The sequence below is a fragment of the Achromobacter anxifer genome (genome assembly GCF_903652925.1).
Lineage (GTDB): Bacteria > Pseudomonadota > Gammaproteobacteria > Burkholderiales > Burkholderiaceae_B > Achromobacter > Achromobacter anxifer.
Window position 1 is genome coordinate 243,102 of the sequence record NZ_CAHLAR010000010.1, and the last position, 12,020, is coordinate 255,121.

Genomic DNA, 12,020 nt, shown 5'->3' on the forward strand with positions numbered 1-12,020 from the left:
GCCTTGCGCGCACGGGCAGGGCAGGCGTCGTGCTTGCCGGCAGCCGTAGAGAGGTCGGATGGAACCGAGGGAAAGAGGCAGCCCCGGCCGGGCTGACGGGCTGACGGACTGCGGAGGCTAGCCCGCCTTGCGCGGGTAGGCGCGGCTGGCGTCGCGCATGAAGGTCTTCACGGCGGTTTCGTATTGCGCGCCGCTGCGGAAGGCGCCCGAATGCGAGGCGCCTTCGATCTTGACCAGCCGCTTGAGCTCGGGCGCGACGTTGTTGGCGGCGGCGTAGAGCTCGTCGCTCATGGTGTGCGGCACCACGCGGTCGGCGGTGCCGTGCATGAACAGCATGGGCGTGCGCATGCGGGCCAGCTTGTCGACCGAGGCGAAGGGCTGGGTGACCAGCAGGCTGGCGCCCGGCACCTTGCCCCAGCGCATCGTGGCCAGCATCGCGCCGATGCTGGTGAAGCTGGATTCCACGATCAGGCCGGCGAATGCCGGCTGGTCGGAGCGTGCGGCCAGGTCGATGGCGATCGCCCCGCCCAGGCTGTGACCATAGACGAAGCGGCGCGACGGATCGGGCTGGATCCGGGCCAGTTCCTTCAGCCCGGCCGTGGCGTCCTCCAGCGCGCTTTCCTCGGACGGCAGGCGCGGCGTGGAAGCGCCGAAACCACGGTAGTCGATGGCCAGCACGGAATAGCCCATGCGGGTCCAGCCGTCGATGCGGAAGGCGCTGCCGTTCAGGTTCCAGCGCGCGCCGTGCAGGTACAGCACGGTGGGCGCGCCCGCCTGCGGGCTTTGCCAGTACCAGGCGCGCACCTTGTCGCCGCCTGCCAGCGTCAGGTCGTAGACCTGGGTGCCGGCCGCCGGTTCGCGCCACCAGGTCTGCGGTTCGGACTGGGGCGAGAAGATGGTCTGGCGCTGCCAGGAATCGAGCTGGGTGCAGCCCACGACGCTGGCGCCGGCCAGCAGGGCGACGGCGAACAGGCGGCGGGGCGAGAGGCGGGGGGATAGGCGGGAAAGGGCGGGCATGGGATATCTGACCCAGGCAGGGCGGCTGGGTTCCGGCATCAGCTTACTTCGGGATGGACTTCGCGGGTCAGGGCCAGCCAGGCCTGGGCGGCGTGCGACAGATAGCCGCCGCGGCGCCACACCTGCACCATTTCCCAGTCCGTGCCGGCATCGCGCAACGGCACGCGCGCCACGCCCGCGTGCAGTTCCTCGCGGGCCTTCAGGCGCGGCAGGAAGGCCACGCCCAGGCCAGCCGCCACCAGCGCCACGATGAAGTCGATCTGGCCGCTGCGCGCGGCGATGGCAGGGGCGAAGCCGGCGCGCTGGCAGGCGTCGTGCAGGATGCGGTTCAGAGCAAAACCCGTCTCGAACAGGATGAAGGGCGAGTCCCGCAACTCCAGCAGCCCCACGCTCTCGGCGCGCGCCTTGGGGTGGTCGGCGGGCATCAGCGCCACTAGTGGCTCGCGCGCCACCGGCTGCCACTCGAAGATGTCGGGCACCGGCTTGAGCGACGCGGCCAGCTCGATCTCGCCGGCCATCACCATTTCCTCCAGGCGCCGGCTGCCGTGCTCCACCAGGCTGATCTCGACCTGCGGGTAGCGGCAGCGGAAGCGCGCGAACATCGGCGCGAACAAGGTACTGCTGCCCAGCGGCGGCAAGCCTAGTCGCAGCACGCCGCGCTTGAGTCCCTTCAGCTCGTCCAGCTCGGCGTAGAGGTCGTCGCGCTGCGCCAGCATGGCCACGGCGCGGCGGTAGACGATCTCGCCCGCGGCCGTCAGCCGCATGGGCTGGGCGTGGCGGTCCAGCAACGGCATGCCCAGCTCGTCCTCCAGCTGGCGCACGGCCTTGCTCACGGTGGGCTGGGTGGCGAAGACGGCCTTGGCTGCCTGGGAAAAACCGCCCTGGCGGACCACCTCGACCAGGGCGCGCAGGGGGCGCAGTTCCATGGGTATGCCTATTCGGAATAGGTTGAATTCATCGAATTCATTTTATCTATGGGGCGCGCGGGCGTAAAACATCCACTTGCCGCAGGAAATCCTTTCAATGCTTCCCCCACGCCTCACCCTGGTCCTACGCAGCGCGCTGCGCCGCAGCCGCGTGCTGCAGATCTGCCTCATCGTTCTTTTTTCCTTGCTGGGCCAGGCGCTGGCCCAATTGCTGGGCCTGCCCGTGCCGGGCGGCGTCATCGGCATGGCGCTGGTGCTGCTTCTGCTGGCCACCCGTCGCCTGCGCGTGCGCAACGTGCACCGCGGCGCCAGTTGGCTGCTGGGCGAAATGCTGCTGTTCTTCGTCCCCGCCGTCATGTCGCTGCTGGATCACCGCGAATTCCTGGGCGTGCTGGGGCTGAAGCTGCTGGCCGTCATCCTGCTGGGCACGGCCCTGGTGATGACCGGCACGGCTCTTACCATCGATCTTTGCTACCGCTGGATGAACCGCCATGCGGGCTGATTTCAACCTGCTGTTCTGGCCCGCCGCGACCGTGCTGGCCTACATCTGCGCGCGCCTGCTGTACCGGCGCTACGCCTATTGGTGCACCTCGACGCTGGTGGTGGCGCCGGCGCTGCTGCTGGCGCTGGCCATCGCGTTGCACACCGGCTACCGGGACTACATGGCGGGTTCGCACTGGCTGATGGCGATGCTGGGGCCGGTCATTGTGGCGTTCGCGCTGCCGCTGTACGAGCAGCGCGCCTTGATCCGCCGTTACTGGCCCGTGCTGGTGGCGGGCGTGGCGGTGGGCAGTCTCATCGCGGGCGTCAGCGCCTGGATGCTGGGCAGCCTGCTGGGCTTGCCGTCCGACCTGCGCCTGAGCCTGCTGCCGCGTTCCGTGGCCACGCCGTTCGCCGTGGCGGTGTCGTCACACGTGGGCGGCGTGCCCGACCTGACTGCGGTGTTCGTGATCGTCACCGGGGTGTTCGGCGCGGCCATCGGCCAATTGATGCGGCGCTGGCTGCCGCTGCGCTCGTCGCTGGCGCGCGGCGCGCTGTTCGGCATGGGCGCGCATGGCGCAGGAACGGCCAAGGCCCGCGAGCTGGCGGCCGACGAGGGCGCCGTCGCGGGCCTGGTGATGGTGATGGCGGGCCTGTTCAACGTGCTGGTCACGCCCGCGGTGGTGGTAGGGCTGCTGGCCTGAGGCGCGCGTCAGTGCAGCATGTCCAGCGCCACCGGGTATAGCGAGGCCACCAGCAGCAGCGCCATGCCCACATTGAAGGCGCGGATCGCCCAGGGCTTGTGCAGCACGCGGCGCAGCGCGGTGCCAAAGGTCACCCAGACGCCGATGCTGGGCAGGTTGACGACGCCGCAGACGATCGTGGCGATGACCAGGTTGGCGAAGAAGCTGTTCTGCGGCGTGTAGGTCGCGACCACGCCCACGGCCATCACCCAGGCCTTGGGGTTGACCCACTGGAAGGCTGCGGCCTGCAGGAAGGTGAAGGGCTTGCCGCGCGCTTCGCCTTCGTCCATGCCGCCTGAATTCGCGATCTTCCAGGCCAGGTACAGCAGATAGGCGGCGCCGGCGTACTTCAGCACGGTGTACAGCTGCGGCACCTGCTGGAATACCGAACCCAGCCCGACGCCCACCAGGAAGATCATGAAGGTGAAGCCCAGGTTCACGCCCAGCAGGTGCGGCATGCTGCGCTTGAATCCGAAATTCAGGCCCGACGAAGCCAGCATCACGTTGTTCGGCCCGGGGGTGATCGAACTGACCAGCGCGAACATCGCCAGCGGACCCAGCAGGGACAGGGACATCAGGGGCACGTCGGCCCAGTTGGAGGGAAGCAGATTCATATTCGGGTCCTGACCATGGCAGGGGCTAGTCGCCCACCCACTGTTGCGGGTTTCGGGTAATGCTGTCACTCTACGCATAGTTATCGGTACAGTACCGGTACACTTTTGCATATCACCTTAACCACTGGCCTGGTGAAATCCCCATGACAGTTGCTTCCGCCCACTCCCCCTCCATGCCCTGGCAACCCGTGCGCCAGGCCGACGCCACCCTGGTGGCGCAGCTGGCCGACGGGCTGGCGCGTCGCATCGACGAGCAGGGCCTGCGGCCCGGCACGCGGCTGCCGTCGATCCGGAAAATGGCGGAACAGTCGGGCGTCAGCCGTTTCACGGTGGTGGAGGCCTATGACAGGCTGGTGGCGCGCGGCCTGGTGCAATCGCGCCGCGGCGCGGGATTCTTCGTGCGGGCGCGCAGCGGCCAGTTGGCGCCCGCCGCCAGCGCGGCGCCCGCGGCCCCCGCAGCGCCGGCCCGGATCGACGTGGCCTGGCTGCTGCGCAGCATGTTCCGCGAGAGCAATGCGCTGGGTATGCCCGGCGGCGCGGGGCTGCTGCCGCCCGACTGGCTGGATCCCGAAATGGTGGCGGGGGCGGTGCGCGCCGTGGGGCGTTCCGTGCGCGGGCAGCTTGTCAGCTACGGCCATCCCCAGGGCTTCGCGCCGCTGCGCCAGCAGATTGCCGCCTTCCTGCAGAACGACGGCGTGCCGGCGCATCCGGAGCGCAACCTGCTCACGACCAACGGCGTCACGCACGCGCTGGACCTGATTGCGCGGCACCTGGTCAAGTCGGGCGACACCGTGCTGGTCGAAGATCCGGCCTGGTTCGTCATCTTCGGCCGGCTGGCCGCCTTCGGCGCGCGCCTGATCGGCGTGCCGCGCGGGCCGGACGGCCCCGATACGGCGCTGCTGGAGCAACTGGCGGCCGAGCACAAGCCCAAGCTCTTCATCGTCAACAGCGCGGTGCACAACCCCACCGGCCACACGCTGTCGGCGGGCGCGGCCTACGACATCCTGCGGATCGCCGAGAGGCACGATTTCCTGGTGGTCGAGGACGACACCTACGGCGAGCTGCATCCCGGCGGCGCCATGAAGCTGGCCGCGCTGGACCGCCTGAAGCGCGTGATCCTGGTGGGCGGCTATTCCAAGATGCTGGCGGCCAGCCTGCGCGTGGGCTATCTGGCGGCCAATCCCGAAATCCTGCAGAAACTGGGCGACTTGAAAATGCTGGCCGGCCTGACCTCGCCCGAGCTGGGCGAGCGGGTCATCCACCGCGTGCTGATGGAAGGGCAGTACCGCAGGCATATCGAGCGCGTGCGCCTGCGGGTGGACGACGCGCGCCAACGCTGCCTGAAGGGCCTGCAGAAGCTGGGGCTGAAGGTGCATCACGAGCCGCACGCGGGCATGTTCGTCTGGGCCGACTATGGCCGCGATACCGAGGCGCTGGCGCGGCTGGCGGCCGACCATGGCATGCTGCTCGCGCCCGGCACGCTGTTTTCGCCGTCGCAGGCGCCGTCGACCATGCTGCGCTTCTCGGTCACCATTGCCGATCACCGGGGCGTCTGGGCCGATCTGGAAAAAATCTTCGCGCAAAACGCCTCCAGCAATTAATAATAGAGAGCTATATCGTTGAAGCCATTGAAGGAATCGCCATGTCCGCACCCATCAAGCCCCTGACCCAGAATTTCGCCGTCGCGCCGCAGCTCGGCCCGGACGACATGGCGGACGTCGCCGCCGCCGGCTACAAGAGCGTCATCATCAACCGTCCCGATTTCGAGGGCGGCCCGGACCAGCCCACCGCCGCGGACGTGTCCAAGGCCGCGCTGGCCGCCGGCCTGCAGATCGAGTACCAGCCCGTGGTGGGCAGCGCCATGACCGCTGCCGACGTGGTGCGCTTCGCCGAACTGCTGCGTACCCTGCCGGGCCCCGTGCTGGCGTACTGCCGCACCGGCACCCGCTGCACCAATCTGTTCGCCGCCGCCCAGCAGCTGGGCTGAAGGTATCCTTGACGCCGGTCAAGGCGCGCCGGGCTTGGTTGATGTGAACCTGGCGCGTTTCCGGTAGCATGGAGATACCCCCTTACAGACAGGAGCAGGCAAGATGTTCAAGAAGATCCTGATTCCCACCGACGGTTCGCCGCTGTCCGCACAAGCCGCCAACGCCGGTATTTGCTTCGCGCGTTCCGTGGGTGCTGAAGTCGTCGCGCTCTACGTGACGCAGCCCTTCGCCGCCACCATCGGCTTCGACGGCATGGCCGCTGCCTACGCCATCACCGACGAAGACTACGAAAAGGCCTCCGCCGAGCAGGCCGACAAGTACCTCAAGCAGATCACCGACCGCGCCGACACCGCCGGCGTGAAGTGCGAGTCGCGCGCCGTGTCGAACTTCAACGTCGCCGACGGCATCGTGCAAGCCGCCGCCGACGCCGGCTGCGACCTGATCTTCATCGGCAGCCACGGCCGCAGCGGCCTGTCGCGCCTGCTGCTGGGCAGCGTCACGGCCAAGGTGCTGTCGCTGGCCAGCACCGCTGTGCTGGTGTACCGCGTCAAGGAAGAAAAGAAGTAGCCTGCCCGCATCGGCCGCCGCGGCAAGCTCCACGGAGCTGCCCCAGGCCGGTGCATGGCTACCGAGCCCCTCCTGCTGGAGGGGCTTTTTTTTTATCCTTGGCCCTTGCAGGGACTAGGCTTGTTTCTTATCGCGCCGCGCGTAATATTTGTGGATCAGTGCGGGCGCGCTTTCGCCACTCTCAAGCACACTACGCGGCATGGCGCCCGCCGCGGCAAGGCCCGGTCGGGCTTGCCGCCCACACCCGGTAGTTCACTGCAAGGGAAGAGGCCATGACTCGCAAGACGCGTATCGAGCTATACCGCAACATCGGCATCAGTGCCCACATCGACGCGGGCAAAACGACGACCACCGAGCGCATCCTCTTCTATACCGGCATTACCCACAAGATCGGCGAGGTGCACGACGGCGCCGCCGTGATGGACTGGATGGAGCAGGAACAGGAGCGCGGCATCACCATCACGTCCGCCGCCACCACCGCCTTCTGGAAGGGCATGGCGGGCAATTACCCCGAACACCGCATCAACATCATCGATACCCCGGGCCACGTCGACTTCACCATCGAGGTCGAACGTTCCATGCGCGTGCTGGACGGCGCGGTCATGGTCTATGACGCCGTGGGCGGCGTGCAGCCGCAGTCCGAAACCGTCTGGCGCCAGGCCAACAAGTACAAGGTGCCGCGCCTGGCCTTCGTCAACAAGATGGACCGGGTCGGCGCGGACTTCCTGCGCGTGCAGCGCCAGATCGCCGAGCGCCTGAAGGGCGACGCCGCGCCCATCCAGCTGCCGGTGGGCGCCGAAGACCATTTCGAAGGCGTAATCGACCTGGTCAAGATGAAGGCCATCATCTGGGACGAGGCCAGCCAGGGCGTGCGCTTCGAGTACCGCGACATTCCCGCCGCCATGCAGGAGCAGGCGCAGGAATGGCACGACAAGATGGTGGAGAAGGCCGCCGAGGCCAATGAAACCCTGCTGGAAAAATACCTCTCGGGCGAACCGCTGACCGAGGACGAAATCAAGCAGGGCTTGCGTGCGCGCACGATCGCCAACGAAATCGTGCCCATGCTCTGTGGCAGCGCCTTCAAGAACAAGGGCGTGCAAGCCATGCTGGACGCGGTCATCGATTACATGCCTTCGCCGGTGGACGTGCCCGCCATCAAGGGGCATGACCAGCGCGACCATGAAATCGAACGCCATCCGACCGATAGCGAGCCGTTCTCGGCGCTGGCCTTCAAGATCATGACCGACCCCTTCGTCGGCCAGCTGGTGTTCTTCCGTGTCTATTCCGGCGTGGTGAAGTCGGGCGATTCGGTCTTCAACCCCATCAAGGAAAAACGCGAACGGCTGGGCCGCATCCTGCAGATGCATGCCAACGAGCGGCGCGAGATTACCGAGGTCTATGCGGGCGACATCGCCGCGGCCGTGGGCATCAAGGACGTCACCACCGGCGACACGCTGACCGATCCGGCCCACGTGATCATCCTGGAACGCATGGTCTTCCCCGAGCCCGTCATTTCGCAGGCGGTGGAACCCAAGACCAAGGCCGACCAGGAAAAAATGGGCATCGCGCTGGGCCGCCTGGCGCAAGAGGATCCGTCCTTCCGCGTGCGCACCGACGAAGAATCCGGCCAGACCATCATCTCCGGCATGGGCGAGCTGCACCTGGAAATCCTGGTGGACCGCATGAAGCGCGAGTTCGGCGTCGAGGCCACGGTGGGCAAGCCCCAGGTCGCGTACCGCGAGACCATACGCAAGACCTGCAACGAAGTGGAAGGCAAGTTCGTCAAGCAGTCCGGCGGCCGCGGCCAGTATGGCCACGTGGTGCTCAAGCTGGAACCGCAGGAACCCGGCAAAGGCTACGAATTCGTCGACGCCATCAAGGGCGGCGTGGTGCCGCGCGAGTTCATCCCGGCCGTCGACAAGGGTATACGCGAGGCGCTGAACGCGGGCGTGCTGGCGGGCTATCCAGTGGTGGACGTGAAGGCGACGTTGTTCTTCGGTTCGTACCACGACGTGGACTCGAACGAAAACGCCTTCAAGATGGCGGGCTCGATGGCCTTCAAGGAAGGCATGCGGCGCGCGGATCCGGTGCTGCTGGAGCCCATGATGCAGGTCGAGGTGGAAACGCCCGAGGACTTCACCGGCAACGTCATGGGCGACCTGTCCTCGCGGCGCGGCATGGTCCAGGGCATGGAGGACATCGCCGGGGGCGGCGGCAAGCTGGTGCGCGCCGAAGTGCCGCTGGCCGAAATGTTCGGCTATTCCACCAGCCTGCGGTCGCTGACCCAGGGGCGCGCGACCTACAGCATGGAGTTCAAGCACTATGCCGAGGCGCCGCGCCAGGTGGCGCAGGAAGTGATGGCGGCCCAGGGCACGGGCCGCTGAGCCTGCGCCGTGCGCGTCAGGCGGGGGCGGCTGCTGCGTTCCCCGCCGCGCGCATGCGCGACGAGGCCAGCTTCACGCCCAGCAGGATCATCACGAAGCCGTAGGCATGGAACAGCTGCGGGGCTTCACCCAGCAGCGGCCAGGCCAGCAGCGCGGCATAGACCGGTACCAGGAACATCGACAGCCCCGCCGTGGCCGGGCCGGCCTGGCTGATCAGCCGGCCGTACACGTAGTACGCGCCCAGGCTGGGCACCACCGCCAGGAACAGCAGCACCGCTGCCAGGCGCGGATCGCCCCAGGGCGGCATCGCGCCGGCCGCGGTTTCGATGGCGGCAAAGGGCGCCAGGGCCAGCACTCCGCCCAGCATCATGGTCGCCAGCCGGGCGCTGTCGGGCACCGCCGGCAGGCTCAGGCGCTTTTGCAGCACGGTGTAGAAGGCCCAGCCGGTGGCGGCCAGCAGCACCCACAGGTCGCCCTGGCCGAAGGCCAGCCGCGCCAGGACTTGCGCGTCGCCGCGCGTCAGCACCACCAGCACGCCGCCCAGGGCCAGCGCCAGGCCCGCGCCGCGCAGGGCCGACAGCGGCTTGCGCCAGATCAGGGCTTCCAGCAGCGCCACCAGGATCGGGCTGCACGAGAAGATCAGGGCGATATTGGTGGCGCTGGTGCTCTGGGCACCGATGTATTGCGGCGCCACCGCGACCCCCATGCCCAGCACCGCCAGCGGCGCCAGCGAGGGCAGGGCGCGCCACAGCGTCCGGCGGTGCGCGCGCAAGGCGGGCGCGGCCAGCGGCAGCAGGATCAGCAGGGCGATCAGCCAGCGGCCGAAGGCCAGGAAGACGGGGGGAAGGTTGGCGTCGTGGGCCCAGCGGGCCGCCACCATATTGGAGGCGAATAGCGCCGGAGCGGTGAAAAGCATGGCCGTGCCGGACAGGCCCAGGCCGGTTCTTGCGGGTGCTGCTGCTGCGAGTGACATGGTTTCCTGCCGCGCGGATCGGCGCGCGGCGTGCTGCGTTGAAACTGCCGGCGTCTGCGCTGGGTTGTGCCGCAGCGTGGACGCCGAAATCGGACGGCCGGGATAGGCGGCGTCTTGCAGGAGAGTCTACGGGCAGGAAGGCAAAATAGGTTTCCTGATTCACGCCATATTTACGGAATGTGGAAAATATCTATCTTGTAAAATTCGATTTCTAAGAGATATTCTCCAGCATCTACGCCCGCCATGTCCTCTCCGCCCAAAATCGACGAAACCGACCGCAAGATCCTGCGCGCCCTGCGCGCGGACGGTCGCCTCACCAATCTGAAGCTGGCTGAACAGGTGGGGCTGTCGCCGACGCCTTGCTGGAACCGGGTCAAGGCGCTGGAAGAGGCGGGCGTGATCGAGGGCTACGCGGCCCTGCTGAACCAGAAGGCGCTGGGCCTGCCGGACACCGTCATGATCGAGGTGACGCTGGAGCACCACGACGACGATACGCTGGCGCGCTTCGGCGAGGAAATCACGCGGCTGCCGGAAGTAGTCGAGGCCTTTCTCGTGACGGGCGAATACGACTACCTGATCAAGGTGGCGGTCGCGGGCACCGAGGGCTACGAGGAATTCTTGCGCAAGCGGCTGTACAAGCTGCGCGGGGTGCGCCACAGCCGCTCCACTTTCGTGTTGCGGCGGCTGAAGCACACGCCGTCGGTCGAGCCCTGAGGGGCGCCTCTCAGGGGCGCTTCTCGGGGCACTTCTCAGAGGCACTTCTCAGGGGCACTTTTCAGGGGCACTTTTCAGGGGCGCCTCTTGGGCGCCCCTGTCCGGCCGTTTGCAGGCGAAGGGCTAGCTGGCGGGCGCTGACGCGCGGCGTGGGGCGGCGTCAGCCGCCGATGAACGTTTCGATCGCGCCGTTGAACGCGCGCGGATTGCCCAGGTTCATGCCGTGCGACGATCCGGTGATGGTGACGCGCTGCGCCTGCGGCAACCATTGCGATAGCGCGTCCAGCACGGCCGGGTAGGGCGAGGGGCTCAGGGCGCCGCCGATCAGCAGCGTCGGCAGCTTCAGCGTGCCGATCTGCGCGGGCGTCAGCGCTTCGGGCTTTTCCTCGGCCTGGCCGAACAGCGTGCCGACGTTGTCGCGCACCATGTCCTTGAACCAGGGCACCATGCGCTGCCAGGTGTCGGGGCCCGTCACGGTGTCGACGAACAGCGCCAGGCCCGCTTCCACCTCGCCGTCGCGGATGAGCGCCAGCGCGCGCTGGCGAAAGCCTCCGCGCAGGTCGTCGTCGCCGGGCAGGGGCAGGCCCGGGTCCGCCAGCGTCAGGCTGCGCAGCGCGCCGGGCTGTTGCAGCGCGGCTTGCAGCGCCACGCGGCCGCCGCGCGAATGGCCCACCAGATGGGCCGGACCGCCAGCCACGGTATCGATGAATTCCAGCACGTCGCTGGCGTGCTGCTCGATCGAGAAGCCGTCGCCCTCGCCGTCCCAGGTCTCGGGCCAGTAGCGGCGCAGGCACACCGCCAGCACGCGGAACGACTTGCCCAGCGGCGCCATCTGCGACTTCCAGTAGCGGCAGTCGGACAGGGAGCCGTGCACCAGCACCAGGGGCGCGCCGCTACCGTACTCGGTGTAGGACATGGCGTAGCCGCCGATCAGCGCGGTTTGCAGGGGCAGTACGGGTTCGGAACGCATGGGTGTCGTATGGGAAAGCCAGGTCCGCATTCTAGCCCGCAGGCGTCGCGTCCCGGCGCTGATAAACTCGTTTTCCGGATGTGCCGGCGCGCTGCCCGCGCCGATTCCCCAATTCAACGGAGTTGCCCCGATGTCCCCTGAGTCTCTTGCCGCCTTGCCCGAATCCGCCCAGCGCGTCGCCCGCCTGCTGCTGGAACTGGGGCATGACAAACCCGTGGTCGTCCTGCCGCAGACCGGCAAGACTTCGGCGGAAGCGGCGGCGGGGCTAGGCTGCGAAGTGGCGCAGATCGCCAAGTCCATCATCTTCCGCCGCGCCGCCGACGACGCGCCGGTGCTGGTAATCGCCAGCGGCGCGAACCGGGTGGACGAGGCCAAGGTGGCCTCGCAGGTGGGCGAACTGGCCAAGGCGGACGCGAAGTTCGTGCGCGACATGACCGGCTACGCGATCGGCGGCGTCTGCCCCATCGGCCACGCGGTCAAGCCGGTGATGCTGCTGGACGCGGACCTGTTCAACTACGACAGCCTGTGGGCGGCTGCTGGACATCCGCATGCGGTGTTCAACCTGACTCCGCGGCAACTGGCGGACATGACCGGAGCGCCGGTCGTGGACGTGGCGCTGCGCGCCTGAGGCCTGGTAGCGGCGC

At 67.9% G+C, this 12,020-nt stretch carries 13 protein-coding genes; 8 read left to right on the forward strand and 5 right to left on the reverse strand.

Annotation, left to right across the window (positions count from 1 at the left end; all coding sequences use genetic code 11):
- Positions 1-117: 117 nt before the first annotated feature.
- Positions 118-1,017, reverse strand: coding sequence for an alpha/beta hydrolase (locus tag HWY37_RS27095; protein ID WP_176090264.1), 900 nt, complete (start codon positions 1,015-1,017; stop codon positions 118-120).
- A gap of 38 nt (positions 1,018-1,055) precedes the next feature.
- Entirely contained in the window at positions 1,056-1,943 is an 888-nt protein-coding gene (locus HWY37_RS27100) for a LysR family transcriptional regulator (RefSeq protein ID WP_176090265.1), read from the reverse strand.
- A gap of 97 nt (positions 1,944-2,040) precedes the next feature.
- On the opposite strand from HWY37_RS27100, the gene HWY37_RS27105 reads away from it, so the two are divergent.
- Positions 2,041-2,445 (forward strand): CidA/LrgA family protein, encoded by a 405-nt coding sequence (locus tag HWY37_RS27105; protein WP_175210638.1) that lies wholly within the window; start codon positions 2,041-2,043, stop codon positions 2,443-2,445.
- Positions 2,435-3,127, forward strand: a complete 693-nt coding sequence (locus tag HWY37_RS27110) for an LrgB family protein (RefSeq protein ID WP_176090266.1) — start codon at positions 2,435-2,437, stop codon at positions 3,125-3,127. The genes HWY37_RS27105 and HWY37_RS27110 overlap by 11 nt, the downstream gene beginning before the upstream one ends.
- A gap of 8 nt (positions 3,128-3,135) precedes the next feature.
- Here the strand turns inward: HWY37_RS27110 and HWY37_RS27115 are convergent, their stop codons facing one another.
- Positions 3,136-3,780, reverse strand: a complete 645-nt coding sequence (locus HWY37_RS27115) for a LysE family translocator (RefSeq protein WP_175210634.1) — start codon at positions 3,778-3,780, stop codon at positions 3,136-3,138.
- A 188-nt stretch (positions 3,781-3,968) separates the two neighbouring features.
- On the opposite strand from HWY37_RS27115, the gene HWY37_RS27120 reads away from it, so the two are divergent.
- From HWY37_RS27120 to fusA, 4 genes are all read left to right on the forward strand, one after another.
- On the forward strand, positions 3,969-5,381 hold the full coding sequence (locus tag HWY37_RS27120; RefSeq protein ID WP_176090279.1) for an aminotransferase-like domain-containing protein: 1,413 nt from the start codon (positions 3,969-3,971) through the stop codon (positions 5,379-5,381).
- A 41-nt stretch (positions 5,382-5,422) separates the two neighbouring features.
- Positions 5,423-5,767, forward strand: coding sequence for a protein tyrosine phosphatase family protein (locus HWY37_RS27125; protein WP_042796377.1), 345 nt, complete (start codon positions 5,423-5,425; stop codon positions 5,765-5,767).
- Positions 5,768-5,870: 103 nt separating this feature from the next.
- Positions 5,871-6,335 (forward strand): universal stress protein, encoded by a 465-nt coding sequence (locus tag HWY37_RS27130; protein ID WP_175210008.1) that lies wholly within the window; start codon positions 5,871-5,873, stop codon positions 6,333-6,335.
- Positions 6,336-6,607: 272 nt separating this feature from the next.
- The gene (gene fusA, locus HWY37_RS27135; RefSeq protein WP_176090267.1) at positions 6,608-8,719 is read left to right on the forward strand and encodes an elongation factor G; all 2,112 of its coding nucleotides are present in this window, start codon (positions 6,608-6,610) and stop codon (positions 8,717-8,719) included.
- A 16-nt stretch (positions 8,720-8,735) separates the two neighbouring features.
- Here fusA and HWY37_RS27140 read toward each other — a convergent pair whose 3' ends face one another.
- Positions 8,736-9,692: a DMT family transporter gene (locus tag HWY37_RS27140; RefSeq protein ID WP_246302411.1), complete on the reverse strand. Its 957-nt coding sequence runs from the start codon at positions 9,690-9,692 to the stop codon at positions 8,736-8,738.
- A gap of 243 nt (positions 9,693-9,935) precedes the next feature.
- On the opposite strand from HWY37_RS27140, the gene HWY37_RS27145 reads away from it, so the two are divergent.
- A complete protein-coding gene (locus tag HWY37_RS27145) occupies positions 9,936-10,406 on the forward strand; it encodes an Lrp/AsnC family transcriptional regulator (protein ID WP_175210005.1) in 471 nt (156 codons plus the stop codon).
- Positions 10,407-10,566: 160 nt separating this feature from the next.
- Here the strand turns inward: HWY37_RS27145 and HWY37_RS27150 are convergent, their stop codons facing one another.
- A complete protein-coding gene (locus HWY37_RS27150; RefSeq protein ID WP_176090268.1) occupies positions 10,567-11,376 on the reverse strand; it encodes an alpha/beta fold hydrolase in 810 nt (269 codons plus the stop codon).
- A 130-nt stretch (positions 11,377-11,506) separates the two neighbouring features.
- On the opposite strand from HWY37_RS27150, the gene HWY37_RS27155 reads away from it, so the two are divergent.
- The gene (locus HWY37_RS27155; protein ID WP_042797546.1) at positions 11,507-12,004 is read left to right on the forward strand and encodes a YbaK/EbsC family protein; all 498 of its coding nucleotides are present in this window, start codon (positions 11,507-11,509) and stop codon (positions 12,002-12,004) included.
- Positions 12,005-12,020 lie beyond the last annotated feature (16 nt).

Excerpts from the sequence above, each read along its gene's own strand:
- HWY37_RS27155 (WP_042797546.1), top strand. The coding sequence starts at position 11,507 with ATGTCCCCTGAGTCTCTTGCCGCCTTGCCCGAATCCGCCCAGCGCGTC.
- HWY37_RS27145 (WP_175210005.1), top strand. The coding sequence starts at position 9,936 with ATGTCCTCTCCGCCCAAAATCGACGAAACCGACCGCAAGATCCTGCGC.
- HWY37_RS27150 (WP_176090268.1), bottom strand. The coding sequence starts at position 11,376 with ATGCGTTCCGAACCCGTACTGCCCCTGCAAACCGCGCTGATCGGCGGC.
- HWY37_RS27125 (WP_042796377.1), top strand. The coding sequence starts at position 5,423 with ATGTCCGCACCCATCAAGCCCCTGACCCAGAATTTCGCCGTCGCGCCG.
- fusA (WP_176090267.1), top strand. The coding sequence starts at position 6,608 with ATGACTCGCAAGACGCGTATCGAGCTATACCGCAACATCGGCATCAGT.
- HWY37_RS27140 (WP_246302411.1), bottom strand. The coding sequence starts at position 9,692 with ATGTCACTCGCAGCAGCAGCACCCGCAAGAACCGGCCTGGGCCTGTCC.
- HWY37_RS27105 (WP_175210638.1), top strand. The coding sequence starts at position 2,041 with ATGCTTCCCCCACGCCTCACCCTGGTCCTACGCAGCGCGCTGCGCCGC.
- HWY37_RS27100 (WP_176090265.1), bottom strand. The coding sequence starts at position 1,943 with ATGGAACTGCGCCCCCTGCGCGCCCTGGTCGAGGTGGTCCGCCAGGGC.
- HWY37_RS27130 (WP_175210008.1), top strand. The coding sequence starts at position 5,871 with ATGTTCAAGAAGATCCTGATTCCCACCGACGGTTCGCCGCTGTCCGCA.
- HWY37_RS27110 (WP_176090266.1), top strand. The coding sequence starts at position 2,435 with ATGCGGGCTGATTTCAACCTGCTGTTCTGGCCCGCCGCGACCGTGCTG.
- HWY37_RS27115 (WP_175210634.1), bottom strand. The coding sequence starts at position 3,780 with ATGAATCTGCTTCCCTCCAACTGGGCCGACGTGCCCCTGATGTCCCTG.
- HWY37_RS27095 (WP_176090264.1), bottom strand. The coding sequence starts at position 1,017 with ATGCCCGCCCTTTCCCGCCTATCCCCCCGCCTCTCGCCCCGCCGCCTG.